We start from the raw sequence: 16,731 nt of genomic DNA on the forward strand, positions 1-16,731 counted from the left end.
CCTGCGCTACCGAGACTCGCCGCCGAAGGGGGTCTGCGTCGTCGTACGGCCAGCGGCTCCGTACGTACCCCGCCGGGAGTACGGCGCCGCTCGCCGCGCTGCTCCCGACGGGTCAGAGGGTGACCGCGATGCCCGTGTGCGGCCGCCGGCCCCGTCGCAGCAGGGCGCCGCCGGAGTCCACGAGGCGGAACCGCCAGCCGTATTTGGCCGTCAGCGCCCGGCGCACCCGGCGCAGTTCCGCCTTGCTCTCCAGCAGCCGCGCGGTGCCCTCGGCGGGGCGCGCGTCCGCGCTGATCCGCCCGCGCACGTCGCAGGGGGTGACGGTGACCCGTGCGTCGTGGCGCAGCCGCTTCACCTTGCCGCTGTCGTCGCGGGTCCACACCAGCAGCTCGCCACCGTCCTCGGCTGCCCACACCGGCGTCGGCACCGGTGTGCCGCCGCGCCGGTGGGTGACGAGGCTGACGTATGGGCTGTCGGCGAGCCGCTGCGGAACCATGGCACCGACCTTACGGCCTGGTGCGCGATAGCCAGCGGGCGATCGCGCCCCCCGCCCGTAGGGCCCGCCCCGGCGCTCCCGGGCGTACCCCTGGCCACCCCGGGGCCTGTGCGATGGGCCTTCTCGGGCCGCCGCCAGTTCACGCCGCATGCACACCCGGGGCCACCGGTCCAGACCCAGCTCCCGCTCATGGTCCCTGATCCGGCGGAGCCCGGGGGTCAGTTCGCTCTCGGCGAGCTGCCGGAATCCGCAGCGCTCGTAGTAGGGGGCGTTCCACGGCACCTCGGTGAAGGTGGTCAGCGTGAGGGCCGGCACGCCGTCGGCCGCCGCTCTCTTTGCCACGTGGTCGAGCAGCGCCCGCCCGATGCCCCGCCGGGCACTGTCCGGGTGCACCGAGATCTGTTCGATGTGGATGCCGCCGTCGACGGGTTCGAGGAGCGCGTAGGCGACCGGCGGGCCGTCCGGCGCGGCGCAGACCCACAGCCCCTCCGCACGCTGGTAGGCGCGCAGTTCGTCCACGCTGGGCGGTTCGTCCTCCGCGATGGCCGCCATCCCGATGTCACGGAACCAGCGTCCCGCCGCCCGCTCAATTTCACGCAACTCCGCCAGCTCCGCCGTACGGCCTGGTCTGATCAGCATGACCTAGCCTCCCAGCTTTCCGAGCGGGTCGTCCAGCACGGGTTGCCAGGCCAGTTCTCCGGCGCCCACCAGAGCGTTGTGGTCCAGCGAGCAGGCGAGTACGGGCACCTGGCCGCTGCGGCCCCACAGGCTGCGGTCGGCGACCACCGCCCGCAGCCGCTCGCCGTCCGCCTCCACCAGGGTGCGGTGCAGGCCGGCGAGGATGATCCGGTCGGGGTTGAGGATGTTGACAAGCCCGGCCAGGCCCTGCCCGAGCCGGTCGATGAGCAGTTCGACGGCCGTACGCACCCGGGCGTCGGTGGCGTACTCCGTACGGATGAGCTCGCGGGCCTGTTCGAGCAGCGAGACCTCCGGGCCCGGTTCCCGGCCCGCCGCGGTCAGCAGGGCGAGCGGGTCGGCCTCCACGTCCAGGCAGCCGCGGCTGCCGCAGTGGCAGGGCCGTCCGCCCGGCACCACGGTCAGATGGCCGACCTCCAGGGCGAGGCCCGAACTCCCGCTGTGCAGTTTGCCGTCCAGGACGAGGGCGCCGCCCACGCCGCGGTGGCCGGTGCCCACGACCAGCAGGTGCTGGGCGCCGCGTCCGGCCCCGTGCCGGTGCTCGGCCAGGGCCGCAAGATTCACGTCGTTCGCGGCGAAGCCGGTCGCCGGGGCGACTCCGGCGGGCCCGGGGACGCGGGCCTCGTCGAGGCAGCGGCGGAAGATCTCCCGTACTGGTGCGCCCACCTCCCAGGACAGGTGCAGCGGGTTCAGCGCCGTGCCTTCCGGCTCGGCGACCGCCGAGGGCACGGCGAGCCCGGCGCCGACGCAGCGCCTGCCGGACTCCCGCAGCAGCGTGGCACCCGCCTCGACGACCTCGCCCAGTACCCGCGCCGGGTCGGCGGGGACCGTCATGCAGCCCGGCGCGGTGGCCACGATCCGCCCCCCGAGGCCGACCAGGGCGGCGCGGAAGCCGTCCGGGTGCACCTGGGCGGCGAGCGCCACGGGGCCGTTCGGGGCCACCGCGAGGCGGTGCGAGGGCCTGCCCTGGGATCCGACGGCGGCTCCCGGACGCGCGTCGACGGTGATCAGTCCGAGCGCCGCAAGTTCGGCGGCGACCGCTCCGGCCGTCGCACGGGTCACACCGAGTTCCGCGGTGAGAACCGCGCGCGTGGGCGCACGGCCGGTGTGCACGAGTTCGAGTGCCGGGCCCAGGGCGCTACGGCCCCGCTCCAGCCTTGTTGTCCGAGTCTGGGTCACACGTCTATTCTGGCTTTGTGCCGCTAATAAACAAACTCCGGACCACCCGCATCGGTGATAGAGTTCCCGGCCGGACCGCCGATCACCCTTCCCAACGACCCCAGGATCCCGCACTGACCCGGCTGAGGGTAGCGCTCACCGCGTTCTTCGCCCTCGACGGACTGCTCTTCGCCGGCTGGGTCGTGCGCATCCCGGCGATCAAGGCACAGACCGGCGCCTCCGCCGGCGATCTCGGCCTGGCGCTGCTCGGCGTCTCCGGCGGCGCAGTGGCGACGATGACGCTCACCGGCGGACTGTGCCGGCGCTTCGGCAGCCGCCGGGTGACCGTGGCGGCGAGCGTGCTGCTCTCGCTGAGCATCGCGCTGCCCGCGCTCACCCACTCCGTGCTCACCCTCGGTCTCGTCCTGCTGGTCTTCGGCACCGCCTACGGCGCGGTCAACGTGGCCATGAACAGCGCGGCGGTGGACCTGGTGGCGGCGCTGCGGCGCCCGGTGATGCCCAGCTTCCACGCCGCGTTCAGTCTCGGCGGCATGGTCGGCGCTGGCGTGGGCGGGCTGCTTGCCGGGTCGCTGGGCCCCGCCCCGCACCTGCTGCTGCTCGCCGTGACGGGCCTGCTGATCACGGCCCTGGCCGCCCGCAGGCTGCTGGCGGGCACGCTCCCGCCCGTCGGGACGGCAGCGGGCGACGGCTCGCAGGTGGACCCCGAGCAGGACTCCACCACGACCGGCACCGGCACCGGCACCCGCTCGGGCTCCGGCACCGGCACCCGTGCGGCGGGCCGCACCCGCACGCTGGTGACCGTGCTCGGACTCATCGCCCTGTGCACGGCCTACGGTGAGGGCGCGCTCGCCGACTGGAGCGCACTGCACCTGACCGACGATCTCGGCGCCAGCGCGGGAGTCGCGGCGGCGGGCTACTCCGTCTTCGCCCTCGCCATGACCATCGGCCGCCTCTCAGGCACCTTCCTGCTGCAGCGGCTCGGCCAGAGCCGTGCGCTGACGGCGGGCGGCGCGGTCGCGGCCTGCGGCATGCTGCTCGGTTCGCTGGCCCCGACGGTCTGGCTGGCGCTGACCGGCTTCGTGATCACCGGGCTCGGCCTGGCGAACATCTTCCCGATCGCCATCGCCCGCGCGGGCGCCCTCGCGGGCCCGAGCGGCGTCGCGGCGGCCTCCACCCTCGGCTACGGCGGCATGCTGCTCGGTCCGGTCGCCATCGGCTTTCTCGCCGAGTGGTTCTCGCTGACGCTCGCGCTCACCACGGTGGCGCTGCTGGCGGCGGTGGCGGCGGCCGTCGCGTACGGGGTGCGGCGCATGGTGTGACCGGCACCGGTGCCGGTACCGCGACTGCGGTCCTCCGGGCATACCGCACCCGTGGCTCCAGTGGCAGAATCACCGCATGGACTCACAGCGGCAGTCAGGCACGGCGCCGATGGCGGCCAGGCGCCTCCCCCACCGCCGAGCGCGGTCCCACGCCGAGCGCGACGCCATGACCGTGGAGATCGGCTTCGCGCTGGTCAGCGGCGGGCTGCTGGCCGGTGCTGTCTTCCTGGCGCTCGCCAGCCCGGCGCTCTTCGGAAACGCCTCGTCGGGGTGGATCCAGTACGCCCAGTGGGCGGGCGGCAGCGTGTTCGTGGGGCGGGTGCTGTGGGTGCTGCTGCGCTGGCCCGGCCGTCAGCCCAGCCAGCCGGGACGCACCAGCCCGGATTCGTAGGCCAGGACGACCAGCTGGGCCCGGTCCCGGGCGCCGAGCTTGACCATCGTCCGGCTGACGTGCGTCTTGGCGGTGAGCGGGGAGACGACCAGCCGCCGGGCGATCTCCACGTTGGAAAGCCCGATGCCGACAAGCGCCATGACCTCCCGCTCCCGCTCGGTCAGTTCGGTGAGCGCGGCGGCCTCAGCGGGTTCCTTGGAGCGGGCGGCGAACTCCGCGATCAGCCGCCGGGTGACCCCGGGCGACAGCAGTGCGTCACCCTCGACGACCGCGCGCACCGCACGCACCAGCTCCTCCGGCTCGGTGTCCTTCACAAGGAAGCCTGCGGCTCCGGAGCGGATCGCCTCGAAGACGTACTCGTCGAGTTCGAAGGTGGTCAGGATGACGACCTTGACGTCCCTCAGCTCGGGGTCCTCGGTGATGCGCCGGGTGGCGGCGAGACCGTCGAGGAGCGGCATCCGGATGTCCATCAGCACCAGCGCCGGGCTCAGCTCGCGGACCAGAGTGAGCGCTTCCTCCCCGTCCGCGGCCTCCCCCACCACCTCTATGTCCGGCTGCGCGTCGAGCAGCGCGCGGAATCCCGCACGGACCAGCAGCTGATCGTCGGCCAGCAGTACGCGGATCACTGTGCCTCCCTCTCCGGTGATCCGCTCACCGTATCCGGGGCCCTCAGCGGCAGTTGGGCCAGCACGCGGAATCCCCCGCCCCCGCGTGGACCGGCGCTCACCGTGCCGCCCAGGACGGCGGCACGCTCACGCATGCCGACCAGGCCGTTGCCTCCGCCGGAGGGGCCGTTCTCGGCCGCCGGTCCGTCGTCGTCGATACGGATGCGTACCTCGTCGTCCCCGTAGCTCAGCAGCACACGGGCCTCCCGCGAACCGGAGTGCCGCATCACGTTCGTCAGCGCCTCCTGGATGATCCGGAAGGCGGCCAGATCCGTCCCGGGCGGCAGCGGCACCGCGCTGCCCTCCGTACGGGTGCCGACCCGGAGCCCCGCGCCCGCCGCCTGCTCGGCCAGCTCCGGGAGGCGGTCCAGGCCAGGTGCGGGCGCACGGGGCGCGTCGCCGGGCGTGCGCAGAGTGTCCAGGACATGGCGGACCTCCCCGAGCGCCTCCTTGCTGGCGGCCTTGATCGTCTTCAGCGCGCTGCGGGCCTGTGCGGGATCGGAGTCCAGCAGCGCGAGCCCCATGCCCGCCTGCACGTTGATGACGGAGATGCTGTGCGCCAGGACGTCGTGCAGCTCCCGCGCGATCCGCATGCGTTCCTCGTCGGCACGGCGCGCTTCGGCCGCCTCCCGCTCCTCGCGCTGCCGGGCCCACTGCTCCCGGCGGACCCGTACGAGCTCCCCCGCCGCGGCGACGGCCACCAGCCACGCGGCGGACGGCAGCCCGGCGCTCCACCCGACGCCGTCGTCGCCGGAGGGCGGCAGCCAGCGGTAGAGCCAGACACCGGTCAGCAGCTGGCCCGCCCAGAGCAGCACGAGCGCCGACCAGGCGGCCCGGCGGTGCCCCTCGACGACGGCGCTGAAGACCCCGACGACGGCGCAGAGGTAGACCGGCCCGACCGGGTATCCGGCCATGAGGTAGACGGTGCACACCGCCGCCGTGCCGAAGGCGGTGATCACCGGGTTCCGCCGGCGGATCAGCAGCAGCCCCGGACCGAGCACCAGCAGGGCCCGCCCCCAGGTGTCGAGCGGCACCACGTCGGCCGGGAGATGCTCCAGCTGCTTCTCCTCGGCGAAGCGCGAGCCGCCCAGGGTGACGAGGGTGATCAGGAAGGTGGACACCCAGGGGAGGCGCGCCACAGCCGGCGGCCGCTCCACCCAGCGTTGCCACAGCGGCACGCCCGTGGGACTGCGTCGCAGGGGGGCTCGGTTCATATCCGCCACGCTAATCCGGACCAGGTACTCCCGACGTCACCCGGACGCGGTGCCCACAGCTACTCCCCTGGCAGTACGGCCCGCACGCCCCCTCCTCGCGCGGGGAGCCGGGGCCGGCCCGTGGCGGCTCCTCCCCGTCGCCGAGCCCGATCCGGTCGTGCAGCCGGCGCAGTGGTCCCGGTGCCCACCAGTTGGCCCGGCCCGCGAGCCGCATGGACGCGGGCAGCAGCACGACCCGGATGAGGGTCGCGTCGACGAGGATGGTCAGCGCGGTGCCCACCCCCAGTTCCTTGAGGAAGACGACACCGCCGGTGGCGTATGCCGCGAAGGTCAGCGCGAGGATGCCCGCCGCCGCCGTGATCAGCGGCGCGGTACGCCCGATGCCTGCGGCGACGGCGAGGTCGGTACGGCCGGTGCGTGCGTACTCCTCCTTGATCCGCGACAGCAGGAAGACCTCGTAGTCCATCGAGAGCCCGTAGGTGACGCAGAACATCAGTACCGGGATGCTGGGCTCGATCGAGCCGGTGGGGGTGAACCCGAGCAGTCCGGACAGATGGCCCTCCTGGAAGATCCACACCAGCGCGCCGAACATCACCGACAGGCTGAGCAGGTTGAGCACGGTCGCCTTCAGCGGGAGCAGCAGACTGCCCGTCAGCAGGAACAGCAGGACGAAGGTCGCGGCCACGATCAGCGCGATGACATACGGGAGCCGGTCGAGCAGGGTGTCGCGGAAGTCCGAGGTCTCCGCAGGGTAGCCGCCGACGACGGCGTCGAAGGGCGCCGGTGCGCCGCGAACGCGTTCGACGAGTTCCGGCACGTCCCCCCGCATGGCCGCCTGCGTGGGCACGACTTCCAGAACCGCGGGATCCGCGGCACGGTCGCCGTCGCCGGGCGGGCGGATGAGGCGTCCGTCGCGGTGCACGCCCGTTGCGGAGTCGACCTGGTGGACGCCGGGGATACGGGAGAGCCGGGCCGCGTAGCGGGCGGTGCCGGAGCCCGCCTGCCGCGCCTCCTTCGCCACGACGTACAGGGTGTCGGTCGGCTCGGCCGCGAACTCGCGGTGGATGGTCTCGGACGTGGTGCGCGAGGCGGTGCCCTCGGGCAGCGTGCGTTCGTCCGGCAGCCCGAAGCGCAGCCCGAGCAGCGGCGATCCGGCCAGCAGCAGGATGCCCAGCACGACCGCGGCTGTGAGCGCCGGGCGGCGCATCACCCGCAGGGCGGTCCGGTGCCAGAACCGTCCGCCCCCTACCGGCTCGCCGGGCCGCTCCACCCGGTGGCCCCAGCGGGCGAGCGCGGCGGGCAGGACCAGTACCGCACCGCCCAGCGCGGTGATGACCACCAGGATTCCGGCGTAGGCGAAGGAGCTGAGGAAGAAGAACGGGAAGATCAGCAGCGCCGACAGGGACACGGCGACCGTGACACCGCTGAAGATCACTGTGCGGCCGGCGGTGGCGACCGTACGGACCACGGCCTCCTGCTGGCCGAGTCCCCCCGCGCGCTCCTCCCGGTAGCGGGTGATGACGAAGAGGCTGTAGTCGATGCCGAGACCGAGCCCGAGCACCAGGGCGATGTTCGCCGCGAACGTCGACACCTGGGTGAACTGGGCGAGCACCCGCAGCCCGGCCAGCGTGCCGAGCACCGAGAAGAACCCGACACCGAGGGTGAGCAGGGCCGCCGTGGCGCGGCGGAAGAAGAGGATGAGCAGGAGCAGCACGGCGGGCAGCACCAGCACCTCGGCGGTCAGGAAGTCCTGCCGGGCCTGTGCGCTCACCTGCCGGGAGATCTCCTCCTGACCGCCGACCTCGACCGTGATCCGCGAGGTCTCCCGGGCGAGTCGGGGCGAGAGCTCGTCCAGCTCGGCACGGGTGTCGGTCGCGCTGCCCTCCAGCCGCGCGAGGATCAGGGCACGGGCGCCGTCCTCGCCTCGCAGCGCCCGGCTGCCGCCATCCCAGTAGGAGTTCACCTCGGTGACCATCCGGTGGGCCTGCAGCTCCTTCCCCAGCGCGCGGGCATCCGCGGCGACCGCCGGGCTGTCGACATGGCCGCCGCGCGCCGTCACCAGCAGCGCGAGATTGGGGTTGCCCCTCCCGTGCTCCTGACGCAGCAGTTCGGCGGCGCGCACCGACTCGGTACCGGGGGCGTCCCAGCGGGAGAGTTCGAGGTCGCCCTGCGCCCCCGCGCCGTAGGCCCCCAGGCCCAGCAGCAGCACCAGCGCGGCCAACAGCACCGCGCCGCTCCGCCGCACCACGCGCGCTCCGGTCCGCGCAAGCGGCCCGTCCCTCCGCCTTCCCTGCCGTGCCATGCGGGTGGTTCCTCTCCGTACGGGATGTGTGCGGCCAGGCTCGCCCGCGCCGCTGACCGTCCGCTGGAAGATCCACTGGAAGGCGCGGGGAGGGTGCGGCAGGGCGGGGAGGCTCGGCTCAATCCGGCGGACTGCTGGGAAGCCGGGCGAGACCGCTGCTCCGGGCAGGACGTAGGCTCGTCGGCAGCGAGGGAAGGGCACGAATGGCCGGTAGGACCCGATTTGAGATGCTCGGCCCGCTGCGGGCGGTGCGCGGCGGCAGCGAACTGGCCCTGGGGCCACCCCGGCAGCGGGCGGTGCTGGCCGTACTGCTGCTGCAGGAGGGCCACTCCATGCCCTACCGGTCGCTGGTCGAAGCGGTGTGGGGTGCCGAACCGCCCGTCCACGTGCGCAATCTCGTACAGAAGTACGTGTCGGGGCTGCGGCGCGCGTTCGCGGAAGCGGACTCGGGCCCAGGCCCAGGCCCAGACTCAGGCGCGCCGGAACTCGTGTGGACCGGCAGCGGTTACCGGCTGAGCCACGCCTCGGTCGACGACCTGCTGGAGCGGCGGGCCCTGCTCCGCTCCGCGCTGGCCGCGCGCAACGCGGGCGAGCTGCGCAGGAGCGCCGATCTGGCCCGGGAGGCGGAGGCGATGTGGCGCGGGGAGTTCGCCGAGGGGCTCACCGGCCCGTATCTGGACGCGGAGCGCATCCGCTGGGCGGAGAAGCGGCTGACGGTGCTGGAGGCGCGCCTCGAAGGGGATCTGGAGTTGGGCCGCTATCACGAGTGCGTCCACGAGCTGCTCCGGCAGGTGGCGGCGCATCCGCTGCGTGAACGGCTGGTGTCGCTGTTGATGCTGGCCCTGTACCGCAGTGGGCGCGCCTCGGACGCCCTGCTGGCGTACGAGAGTGCGCGCCTGCGGATCGCTGCGGAGATGGGGTCGGACCCCGGGCCGGCGCTGCGGGCCCTGCACGGGCGGATACTCCGTCAGGAGCCCTCACTGCTGCCCCTCTCCGTGACGGCGGGCTGACCGGAGAGGGAGTCGCCGGTCAGGCCGAGGCTGCGGGCGAGCCGTACGACGGCCTGGTCGAAGAACTCGGCGCGGGCGTCCACGACGCGGTTGAGCTGGCCGAAGACCTCGAAACTGACAAGTCCGAACAGCTGCACCCAGGCGGCGACCAGTTCGGCCACCGCTGGGGCGGGGAGCGGGATGTCGAGTTCGGCGGCGAGACGCTCGGCGTCCGCGCGCAGGCCGGGGGGCAGGGCCGGCGGGCTGCCGGGTGCGCCGAGCGTGCCGTGGGCGTGCGCGTCGCGTGCCACCGCGATCAGGGCGAGGCCGACCCGTGCGGCGGGCCCCGTGGTGACGAGCGGGGCAGAGTATCCCGGCACCGGGGAGCCGTAGATCAGCGCGTATTCGTGCGGATGTTCCAGGGCCCAGGCGCGCACCGCCCGGCATACGGCCTGCCAGCGGACGAGCGGCGGGCCTGCCGGGGGCCCGGCCGCCGCGAGGGCGCGCTCGGCATCGGCGCCCAGCGCGTCGTACGCGTCGACGATCAGTGCGGTCAGCAGCTCGTCGCGGCTGGGGTAGTAGCGGTAGAGGGCTGAGGAGGCGATGCCCAGTGTCCGGGCGACGGCGCGCAGCGAGAGTCTCCCGGCACCCTCCTCGGCCAGCTGGCGGCGGGCCTCGTCCTTGATTGCCGCGGTGATCTCGGTGCGGGCGCGCTCCCGGGCGCCGGTGATCCTGCTCATGCGGGTAAGTGTGCCAGCTTTCGGAGCAGTGACACAAAACGAGAGCACTGCTCTTGCTTTTCTCTTCACGCTGGTGCCATACTCACATCAGACGGAAGCACTGATCTCAAAAGAGAGCAGTGCTCACACACATCAGGAGGACGCCATGGCACCGGACATGAAGGCACACGACGACGCACAGGCCAACGCCCCGCAGGCACAGCACTACATGAAGCCCGGGAAGCTGGAGATCGCCCTGCTGCACCGGCCGATGACCTGGCTCAACCGGCACGGCATCGCCCTGAACGGCAAGGGAGTACTCGCCGTCCGCGGCCGCACGAGCGGCGAGTGGCGCGTCACCCCGGTCAACCCGCTCTCCCACCAGGGCCGGCGCTATCTCGTGGCACCGCGCGGCCATACCCAGTGGGTGCGCAACCTGCGCGCCGCCGGCACCGGCGAGATCCGTGTGGGCAAGCGCGCCGAGCCGTTCACCGCGGTCGAGGTCGCGGACGCCGACAAGCCCGAACTGCTGCGCACCTACCTCAAGCGCTGGGGCTGGGAGGTGGGGCGTTTCTTCGGCGGCGTCACCGCGAAGTCCAGCGACGAGGAGCTGCTCCAGGCCGCGCCCAAGCACCCGGTCTTCCTGATCACTCCGCTCGAGGGACCGGCTCGCTGACCGCCACCGGCTCGTCCCCGGCCGCACGCCCAGCTCCGGACGACGGCCGGTCCAGGGTGTCCAGCGCCCGCCGGGCCACCGGATGCGCCCGTACGATCTCGGCCAGCGAGGTCGTCCCCCGGGTGATGCGGGCGAAGACGTTCCACGCGGGGCGGAAGCCGGTGAGGGCCGCGTGCAGCATCCCGGGGCGGCGAAGGAAGATCTTGAACATCCGCCGCCCCACGCCCATCTCGATCCCGAGCCCGGCCTTGACCGCGAAGGCGTAGTTCAGCGCCTGCCGCCGCGCGTCCACCGCGTCATGCGATTCGGAGATCCGCACCGCCCACTCGCCCGCGAGCCGCCCGGACCGCAGCGCGAAGGAGATCCCCTCGCGAGTCCACGGTTCCAGCAGACCGGCCGCGTCGCCGCAGACCAGCACCCGCCCTCTGGAGAGCGGCGAGTCATCCGCCCGGCAGCGGGTGAGATGGCCGGAGGAGACGCTGGGCGTGAATCCCGACAGACCGAGCCTGGCAACGAAGTCGTCGAGATAGCGCTTGGTGGCGGCGCCCTCGCCGCGAGCGGAGATCACCCCGACCGTGAGCGTCCCCTCCTTGGGGAACACCCAGCCGTAGCTGCCGGGCAACGGCCCCCAGTCGATCAGCACCCGGCCCGCCCAGTCCTCGGCGACGCTGGCGGGCACCGGGATCTCGGCCTCCAGGCCGAGATCGACCTGCTCCAGCTTCACCCCGACATGCGCCCCTATCCGGCTTGCGCTGCCGTCCGCACCGACGACGGCACGGGCGAGCACCGGCTCCTCACCGCCCCCGAGGACGACGGCGACGGTGCGGCGGTCGGGCACGAAGGGGCCGTGCTGCTCCACCCGGGAGACCGTGACACCCGTACGCACCTCGGCCCCCGCCCGGATGGCGGACTCCACCAGCGCGTGGTCGAACTCCGGCCGGTTGATGAGCCCGAAGAGCATCCGCTTGGACCGCCTGGTGCGGGTCAGCTTGCCGTTGAGCGAGAAGGTCACCGCGTGCACCCGGTCGCGCAGCGGCAGTTCGAAGCCGGGAGGCAGGGCGTCCCGCGACAGGCCGATGATGCCGCCGCCGCAGGTCTTGTACCGGGGCAGTTCGGACTTCTCCAGCAGCAGTACGCGGCGCCCGGCGACTGCCGCCGCGTACGCCGCCGAAGCACCGGCCGGACCGGCGCCGACCACCACGACGTCCCATACGGTGCGGTCCGGCTCGCTGCGGTCCGGCTCGCTGCCGCTGGATGCGTTCTCACTGCTCACGATGTGCTGCCGCTCCGCTCGATGAGGTGTCCGCCAAGGCCCGACCGCATCCTACGGCGCACCCGGTGCCGAGTCGCGTTGTGGGAGGATCGGGCCGACATTCCTCGCACGCATATGTGTGCGTACACGTGCCCAACGTCGCGCCCTCAAGGAGCGTTCCCATGACCCTGAGCCGGAGCTCGCTGGCGGACACGGTTTCCTCGTCGCTGCCCGGAGCCAGGCGGGAACTGGCAACACTGGTCGCCTTCCGTTCGGTGGCCGACCCCGAGCAGTTCCCCGTGAGCGAGTGCGAGGCGGCCGCCCGCTGGGTCGACGAGGCGCTGCGCGCCGAGGGCTTCGAGGACGTCCGCGTCCTGGAAACCCCGGACGGCACCCAGTCCGTCTTCGGCCATCTGCCTGGTCCGGAGGGCGCACCGACCGTGCTCCTCTACGCGCACTACGACGTGCAGCCGCCGCTGGACGAGGACGCCTGGACCTCGCCGCCGTTCGAGCTGACGGAGCGGGACGGGCGCTGGTACGGGCGGGGTGCGGCCGACTGCAAGGGCGGCATCCTCATGCACCTGCTCGCGCTGCGGGCGCTCCGGGCCGACGGCGGCATCCCGGTCGGTGTCAAGGTGATCGTCGAAGGCTCCGAGGAGCAGGGCACCGGCGGGCTGCAACGCTACGCCGAGGCGCACCCGGAGCTGCTCGCCGCCGATGCCATCGTGATCGGGGACGCCGGGAACTTCCGGGTGGGCCTGCCGACCGTCACCGCGACCCTGCGCGGTATGGCGATGATCCGGGTCCAGGTCGACACCCTCGAAGGCAACCTGCACTCCGGCCAGTTCGGCGGCGCCGCACCCGACGCCCTCGCCGCGCTCCTGCGGATGCTCGACTCGCTGCGCGGCCCGGACGGCTCGACCCGCGTCGACGGGCTGGAGGCGGACGGCTCCTGGAGCGGACTGCAGTACGAGGAGGCGGACTTCCGCCGGGACGCCCACGTGCTCGACGGGGTGGACCTGATCGGGTCCGGCACCGTTTCGGACCGCATATGGGCGCGTCCGGCCGTCACCGTGCTCGGCATCGACTGCCCGCCGGTGGTCGGCGCCACGCCCTCCGTGCACGCCGGAGCGCGGGCGCTGGTCAGCCTGCGGGTTCCGCCGGGCACGGACGCCGCCGAGGCCGCCAAGCTGCTGATCGCCCATCTGGAGTCACACGCTCCGTGGGGTGCCCGGGTGAGCACCGAACACGTCGGCGGGGGCCAGCCCTTCCGCGCGGACACCGGCAGCCCTGCCTACACGGCGATGGCCGAGGCGATGCGGGAGGCGTACGGCGGCACCGGGATGGCCGTCGCCGGGCAGGGCGGCTCGATCCCGCTCTGCAACACCCTGGCGTCGCTCTACCCGGAGACGGAGATTTTGCTGATCGGCCTGAGCGAGCCGGAGGCCCGGATCCACGCGGTGGACGAGAGCGTCTCCCCCGAGGAGCTGGAGGCCCTGTCGCTGGCCGAGGCGCTCTTCCTGCGGAAGTACGCGGCGACGGCGCTCACCGGGGGCGCGTAGGGCAGCCGGCTCGGCGGCGGTGGCCTGATGCTCGCCGAGCTGCTCCCGCCGGTCCTCGCGGATCCACTCCGGGCGGTCACCGCTCGTGCGGCTGCCGGTCGGCTGCCGCGTGGCGCGCTGCCTCAAAGGCGGGGTCCGGGAGGCTGTGCCGGGTGAACGCCCACAGCACGAGCCCGAGGCAGCTGAACGCGGCACCCAGTGCGCATACGGCGCCCCAGCCGGCCACCGTGTAGAGGGAGGTCGCGGCGATCGCGCCGGTGGCGCTGCCGACCGAGTAGAAGACCATGTATCCGCCGATCAGCCGGCTGCCCGCGTCCGGGTGCAGCGCGTAGATCAGGGTCTGGTTGGTGACATGGACGGCCTGCACGGCGAGGTCGAGAAGGATCACGCCGACGACCAGGGCCCAGAGCGAGCTGCGGGTGAAGGCCAGGGGCAACCACGAGGCGGTGAGCAGCGCCAGGGCCGTGCCGGTGGTCCGCCGGGAGAGTCCGCGGTCGTTCAGGCGGCCCGCCGCGGTCGCGGCCAGGGCGCCGGCGACACCGATCAGCCCCAGCGCCCCGATCGCACTCTGGGAGAGGAAGTACGGGGTCTCGCTGAGCGGCAGCGCGACGCTGCTCCACAGGGTGCTGAAGGCGGCGAAGACCAGCAGACCCAGCAGGGCCCGGAGCCGCAGCAGTCGTTCCCGCGCGAAGAGGGTGAGGGTGGAGCGCAGGAGCTGTCCGTAGCGCAGGTTTGCCGGCGGAGCGTCACTGTGGCGCGGCAGCACGCGGGAGAGGACCAGGGCGAGCCCAGCCGTGAGCGACGCCGAGGCGAGGTAGACGGAGCGCCAGCCCGCGAGGTCGGCCATCAGGCCGGAGGCGGTGCGGGCGAGCAGGATTCCGGTGACCACGCCGCTGGTGACCAGACCGACGACCCGTCCGCGCCCGGCGGGAGGGGCCAGTGATGCCGCGAAGGCCATCAGCGTCTGCGTGACGACCGCGAGAAGCCCCATCGCGGCCATGCCCGCGAGCAGGATCGCCGCCGTGTGAGCGGCGGCCACCGCGGCCAGCGCGGCCACCAGGAGCAGCAGCTGGGCCACGATGAGCCGTCTGCGGTCTGCCACATCACCCAGCGGCACGAGGAAGAAGAGTCCCAGCGCGTATCCGACATGCGTGAGGGTGACGACGCTGCCGACGAGTGCCGGGCTCATGGCGAGGTCGTGGCCCATCGTCACCAGGAGCGGCTGGGAGAAGTAGACGTTGGCCACCGCTGCCCCGCAGGCGACGGCGAACAGCACGACGACGCCACGGGAGAGGACGAACGCGGAACCTTCCCCGCTTCGGGTCCCGGTCCGTCTCGTCAGAGCCTCACCGTTGCCGGGCATCAGCACACCTCCGCATATCTGGTTTCATCTTGCTACCAACATTGGCGGCGAACGCTAGCCCTTTTGGTAGCATGTTGCAACCGTTGCACGGCAACCGTCACGAGAGGGAGAGACGCCATGGTGACCAGGACGCGCTTCGACGACAGCGACTGCCCCGTCGCCCGTTCGGTGGACGCGATCGGCGACTGGTGGTCCCTGCTGATCGTGCGCGACGCCTTCGACGGAAGCCGGCGCTTCGGTGAGTTCCAGCGCAGCCTCGGCGTGGCGAAGAACATCCTCACCGCGCGTCTGCGCACGCTGGTCGCCGGCGGCGTCCTCGAATCCGTCCCCGCCTCGGACGGCAGCGCCTACCGCGAGTACGTACTGACCCCGAAAGGCGAGGCGCTCTTCCCCGTCATCGTGGCACTGCGACAGTGGGGCGAAGAGAACTTCTTCGCCCCCGGCGAACCACACTCACAGCTGGTCGACCGCCGGCAGGGACATCGCCTCCGCGCGCTGGAAGTGCGCTCTGCCGACGGACGACGGCTGAACCCCGACGACACCACCGTCCACAAGACCCCCGTCCACAAGACCCCCACCCAGCGATCCGAGCCGTAGACCCGAGGTCGCCCACCGGGCTCTCAGATGCCGACCGGGGCGCCCGCCTCCAGGTTGAGCGTGGTGCCGCGCTCCCGCGCCCGCAGGGCCCACCGCAGCCGCCGGTACCGGACGGGCGGCAGCAGCCTTGCGGCCTCGGCCTCGGTCACGAAGACCCATTCCCGCAGCTCGTCGCCCTGGAGCAGCAGCTCCGCCGCCCGCGCCGACTCCAGGCACCCGCCGTCGAAGAGGAGCCGCAGCCCGCCGAAGGCCGGCGGGCAGGGTGCCTCCCAGTCGACAACCAACAGCCGCGGAACTTCGGCGAGTTCGATACCGAGCTCCTCGGCGACCTCCCGCATCCCCGCGCGGGCGGGCGCTTCTCCCGGCTCGACGATGCCGCCGGGGAACTCCCAGCCCGGCTTGTAGGTCGGGTCCACGAGCAGCACGCGGTCGCGTTCGTCAAAGAGCAGCACGCCCGCCGCGAGGGTCTCGGCCGTCGGCTCGGGCGCCTGGACGATATCCAGCGCCCCGGCCCCCTCCCGTATCGCCTCGGCGACGCGCTCCGCGGTGCGGCGGGGGGTGAGCCGACTGGTGTCGACGGTGTGCGCGTCCGCCGTGATCCAGGGCAACGCCGCCTGGTAGGCCGGGAGATGACCCAGACACCAGTCGGGGGACGAACCACCCTCCCGCTCCGCCCGAGTGCCGATACGACGACGGAGGATCGTTTCCTCGACATGCAGCAGCACATGGCGGACGGGGACGCGACGGGACGCCAGCGCGCCGAATATCTCGTCCCGGTACTCCTGGCGCAGCAGCGTCATCGGAGCGATCAGCGGGCCGGGTATCTCGGTCAGCAGCGCGGCGGCGGTGTCCGCCACGAGCCGCCGCCAGGCGGGCAGATCCTGGAAGTCGTCGACTTGGCCCAGCCGTTCCTTGGGCAGCATGACGCGCAGTCCGGCGCCCAGCAGTTCCGGGTCGTAGAGCGTGCTGCCCGGGATCAGGTCCAGAAGTTCGTACGCCGCGGTGGTCTTGCCTGCGCCGAAGGCGCCGTTCAACCAGACGATCACGCTTCCCCCTCCTCCTTCGCCCCTCCGTTCAGGTGCCCACTGCACCCTGCCACGGAAACGCGCCGGATCTCCGCCCGCGTGCGGCGGAAAGGCTGCGCGCCGCAGGTTCCGCCGTGCGCCCCGCACGCCCGTGCGGCCGCGGAACGGGGCCGGAGCAGCGGAAACACCGGAGCGCGGTGGGACGCGCGGGCGCCGGTGGCACGGCCGGTGGGTGGGTGACCGTACAGAACTCGCCATGAAGGTTGCCGCAAAGGGCCTGCTCACT

15 protein-coding genes and 1 pseudogene are annotated in these 16,731 nt (G+C 72.8%); 6 read left to right on the top strand and 10 right to left on the bottom strand.

All coding sequences use genetic code 11. The annotated features are described in order from the left end of the window. Positions 1 to 112 precede the first annotated feature (112 nt). The 3 genes and pseudogenes from LHJ74_RS15825 to LHJ74_RS15835 form a co-directional block, all read right to left on the bottom strand. Positions 113 to 646, bottom strand: a complete 534-nt coding sequence (locus tag LHJ74_RS15825) for a PPOX class F420-dependent oxidoreductase (protein WP_311203315.1) — start codon at positions 644 to 646, stop codon at positions 113 to 115. Further along, a pseudogene (locus LHJ74_RS15830) lies at positions 632 to 1,135 on the bottom strand (GNAT family N-acetyltransferase); the annotation flags it as partial. The gene LHJ74_RS15825 and the pseudogene LHJ74_RS15830, both read right to left, overlap by 15 nt. Before the next feature lie 3 nt (positions 1,136 to 1,138). After that, positions 1,139 to 2,371 carry an ROK family protein gene (locus LHJ74_RS15835; RefSeq protein WP_260218684.1) on the bottom strand — a complete coding sequence of 411 codons (1,233 nt, stop codon included), beginning with the start codon at positions 2,369 to 2,371 and terminating at the stop codon, positions 1,139 to 1,141. Positions 2,372 to 2,388: 17 nt separating this feature from the next. Between LHJ74_RS15835 and LHJ74_RS15840 the strand changes: the two genes are divergently transcribed. Both LHJ74_RS15840 and LHJ74_RS15845 read left to right on the top strand, forming a co-directional pair. Beyond that, complete coding sequence (locus LHJ74_RS15840; RefSeq protein ID WP_260218685.1) at positions 2,389 to 3,690, top strand: MFS transporter; 1,302 nt, start codon at positions 2,389 to 2,391, stop codon at positions 3,688 to 3,690. A 76-nt stretch (positions 3,691 to 3,766) separates the two neighbouring features. Next, positions 3,767 to 4,081, top strand: a complete 315-nt coding sequence (locus LHJ74_RS15845) for a DUF6332 family protein (protein ID WP_260218686.1) — start codon at positions 3,767 to 3,769, stop codon at positions 4,079 to 4,081. Here the strand turns inward: LHJ74_RS15845 and LHJ74_RS15850 are convergent. Genes LHJ74_RS15850 through LHJ74_RS15860 form a run of 3 tightly spaced genes read right to left on the bottom strand, consistent with a single transcriptional unit; the run spans position 4,042 to position 8,208 of the window. Then, entirely contained in the window at positions 4,042 to 4,707 is a 666-nt protein-coding gene (locus LHJ74_RS15850; RefSeq protein WP_260218687.1) for a response regulator transcription factor, read from the bottom strand. The two genes, LHJ74_RS15845 and LHJ74_RS15850, sit on opposite strands and share 40 nt — an antisense overlap. Beyond that, positions 4,704 to 5,960 carry a sensor histidine kinase gene (locus LHJ74_RS15855; RefSeq protein WP_260218688.1) on the bottom strand — a complete coding sequence of 419 codons (1,257 nt, stop codon included), beginning with the start codon at positions 5,958 to 5,960 and terminating at the stop codon, positions 4,704 to 4,706. Before LHJ74_RS15855 ends, LHJ74_RS15850 begins: the two co-directional genes overlap by 4 nt. Before the next feature lie 10 nt (positions 5,961 to 5,970). Continuing rightward, a complete protein-coding gene (locus LHJ74_RS15860) occupies positions 5,971 to 8,208 on the bottom strand; it encodes an MMPL family transporter (RefSeq protein ID WP_260218689.1) in 2,238 nt (745 codons plus the stop codon). A gap of 257 nt (positions 8,209 to 8,465) precedes the next feature. On the opposite strand from LHJ74_RS15860, the gene LHJ74_RS15865 reads away from it, so the two are divergent. Then, entirely contained in the window at positions 8,466 to 9,272 is an 807-nt protein-coding gene (locus LHJ74_RS15865) for an AfsR/SARP family transcriptional regulator (RefSeq protein ID WP_260218690.1), read from the top strand. Here the strand turns inward: LHJ74_RS15865 and LHJ74_RS15870 are convergent. Continuing rightward, the gene (locus tag LHJ74_RS15870; protein WP_260218691.1) at positions 9,230 to 9,991 is read right to left on the bottom strand and encodes a TetR/AcrR family transcriptional regulator; all 762 of its coding nucleotides are present in this window, start codon (positions 9,989 to 9,991) and stop codon (positions 9,230 to 9,232) included. The two genes, LHJ74_RS15865 and LHJ74_RS15870, sit on opposite strands and share 43 nt — an antisense overlap. Before the next feature lie 145 nt (positions 9,992 to 10,136). On the opposite strand from LHJ74_RS15870, the gene LHJ74_RS15875 reads away from it, so the two are divergent. After that, complete coding sequence (locus tag LHJ74_RS15875) at positions 10,137 to 10,646, top strand: nitroreductase family deazaflavin-dependent oxidoreductase (RefSeq protein ID WP_260218692.1); 510 nt, start codon at positions 10,137 to 10,139, stop codon at positions 10,644 to 10,646. Here the strand turns inward: LHJ74_RS15875 and LHJ74_RS15880 are convergent. Next, the gene (locus LHJ74_RS15880; RefSeq protein ID WP_260218693.1) at positions 10,618 to 11,919 is read right to left on the bottom strand and encodes a geranylgeranyl reductase family protein; all 1,302 of its coding nucleotides are present in this window, start codon (positions 11,917 to 11,919) and stop codon (positions 10,618 to 10,620) included. The two genes, LHJ74_RS15875 and LHJ74_RS15880, sit on opposite strands and share 29 nt — an antisense overlap. 161 nt (positions 11,920 to 12,080) lie before the next feature. Between LHJ74_RS15880 and LHJ74_RS15885 the strand changes: the two genes are divergently transcribed. Then, positions 12,081 to 13,460 (top strand): dipeptidase, encoded by a 1,380-nt coding sequence (locus LHJ74_RS15885; protein WP_375546761.1) that lies wholly within the window; start codon positions 12,081 to 12,083, stop codon positions 13,458 to 13,460. A 76-nt stretch (positions 13,461 to 13,536) separates the two neighbouring features. On the opposite strand, the gene LHJ74_RS15890 is transcribed toward LHJ74_RS15885, so the two are convergent. Beyond that, positions 13,537 to 14,823 carry an MFS transporter gene (locus LHJ74_RS15890; protein ID WP_260218694.1) on the bottom strand — a complete coding sequence of 429 codons (1,287 nt, stop codon included), beginning with the start codon at positions 14,821 to 14,823 and terminating at the stop codon, positions 13,537 to 13,539. A gap of 117 nt (positions 14,824 to 14,940) precedes the next feature. Here LHJ74_RS15890 and LHJ74_RS15895 point away from each other — a divergent pair, with 117 nt between their 5' ends. Then, positions 14,941 to 15,420: a winged helix-turn-helix transcriptional regulator gene (locus LHJ74_RS15895; protein WP_260218695.1), complete on the top strand. Its 480-nt coding sequence runs from the start codon at positions 14,941 to 14,943 to the stop codon at positions 15,418 to 15,420. Between the two features lie 23 nt (positions 15,421 to 15,443). Here the strand turns inward: LHJ74_RS15895 and LHJ74_RS15900 are convergent, their stop codons facing one another. Then, positions 15,444 to 16,466 (bottom strand): NUDIX hydrolase, encoded by a 1,023-nt coding sequence (locus LHJ74_RS15900; RefSeq protein ID WP_260218696.1) that lies wholly within the window; start codon positions 16,464 to 16,466, stop codon positions 15,444 to 15,446. Positions 16,467 to 16,731 lie beyond the last annotated feature (265 nt).

Origin of the sequence: Streptomyces gossypii (genome assembly GCF_025165795.1) — a bacterium.
GTDB lineage: Bacteria > Actinomycetota > Actinomycetes > Streptomycetales > Streptomycetaceae > Streptomyces > Streptomyces gossypii.

Bases quoted from the DNA above. Each gene is read 5' to 3' on its own strand.
- LHJ74_RS15825 (WP_311203315.1), bottom strand. From the start codon at position 646: ATGCGGCGTGAACTGGCGGCGGCCCGAGAAGGCCCATCGCACAGGCCC.
- LHJ74_RS15845 (WP_260218686.1), top strand. From the start codon at position 3,767: ATGGACTCACAGCGGCAGTCAGGCACGGCGCCGATGGCGGCCAGGCGC.
- LHJ74_RS15855 (WP_260218688.1), bottom strand. From the start codon at position 5,960: ATGAACCGAGCCCCCCTGCGACGCAGTCCCACGGGCGTGCCGCTGTGG.
- LHJ74_RS15865 (WP_260218690.1), top strand. From the start codon at position 8,466: ATGGCCGGTAGGACCCGATTTGAGATGCTCGGCCCGCTGCGGGCGGTG.
- LHJ74_RS15870 (WP_260218691.1), bottom strand. From the start codon at position 9,991: ATGAGCAGGATCACCGGCGCCCGGGAGCGCGCCCGCACCGAGATCACC.
- LHJ74_RS15875 (WP_260218692.1), top strand. From the start codon at position 10,137: ATGGCACCGGACATGAAGGCACACGACGACGCACAGGCCAACGCCCCG.
- LHJ74_RS15885 (WP_375546761.1), top strand. From the start codon at position 12,081: ATGACCCTGAGCCGGAGCTCGCTGGCGGACACGGTTTCCTCGTCGCTG.
- LHJ74_RS15890 (WP_260218694.1), bottom strand. From the start codon at position 14,823: ATGCCCGGCAACGGTGAGGCTCTGACGAGACGGACCGGGACCCGAAGC.
- LHJ74_RS15895 (WP_260218695.1), top strand. From the start codon at position 14,941: ATGGTGACCAGGACGCGCTTCGACGACAGCGACTGCCCCGTCGCCCGT.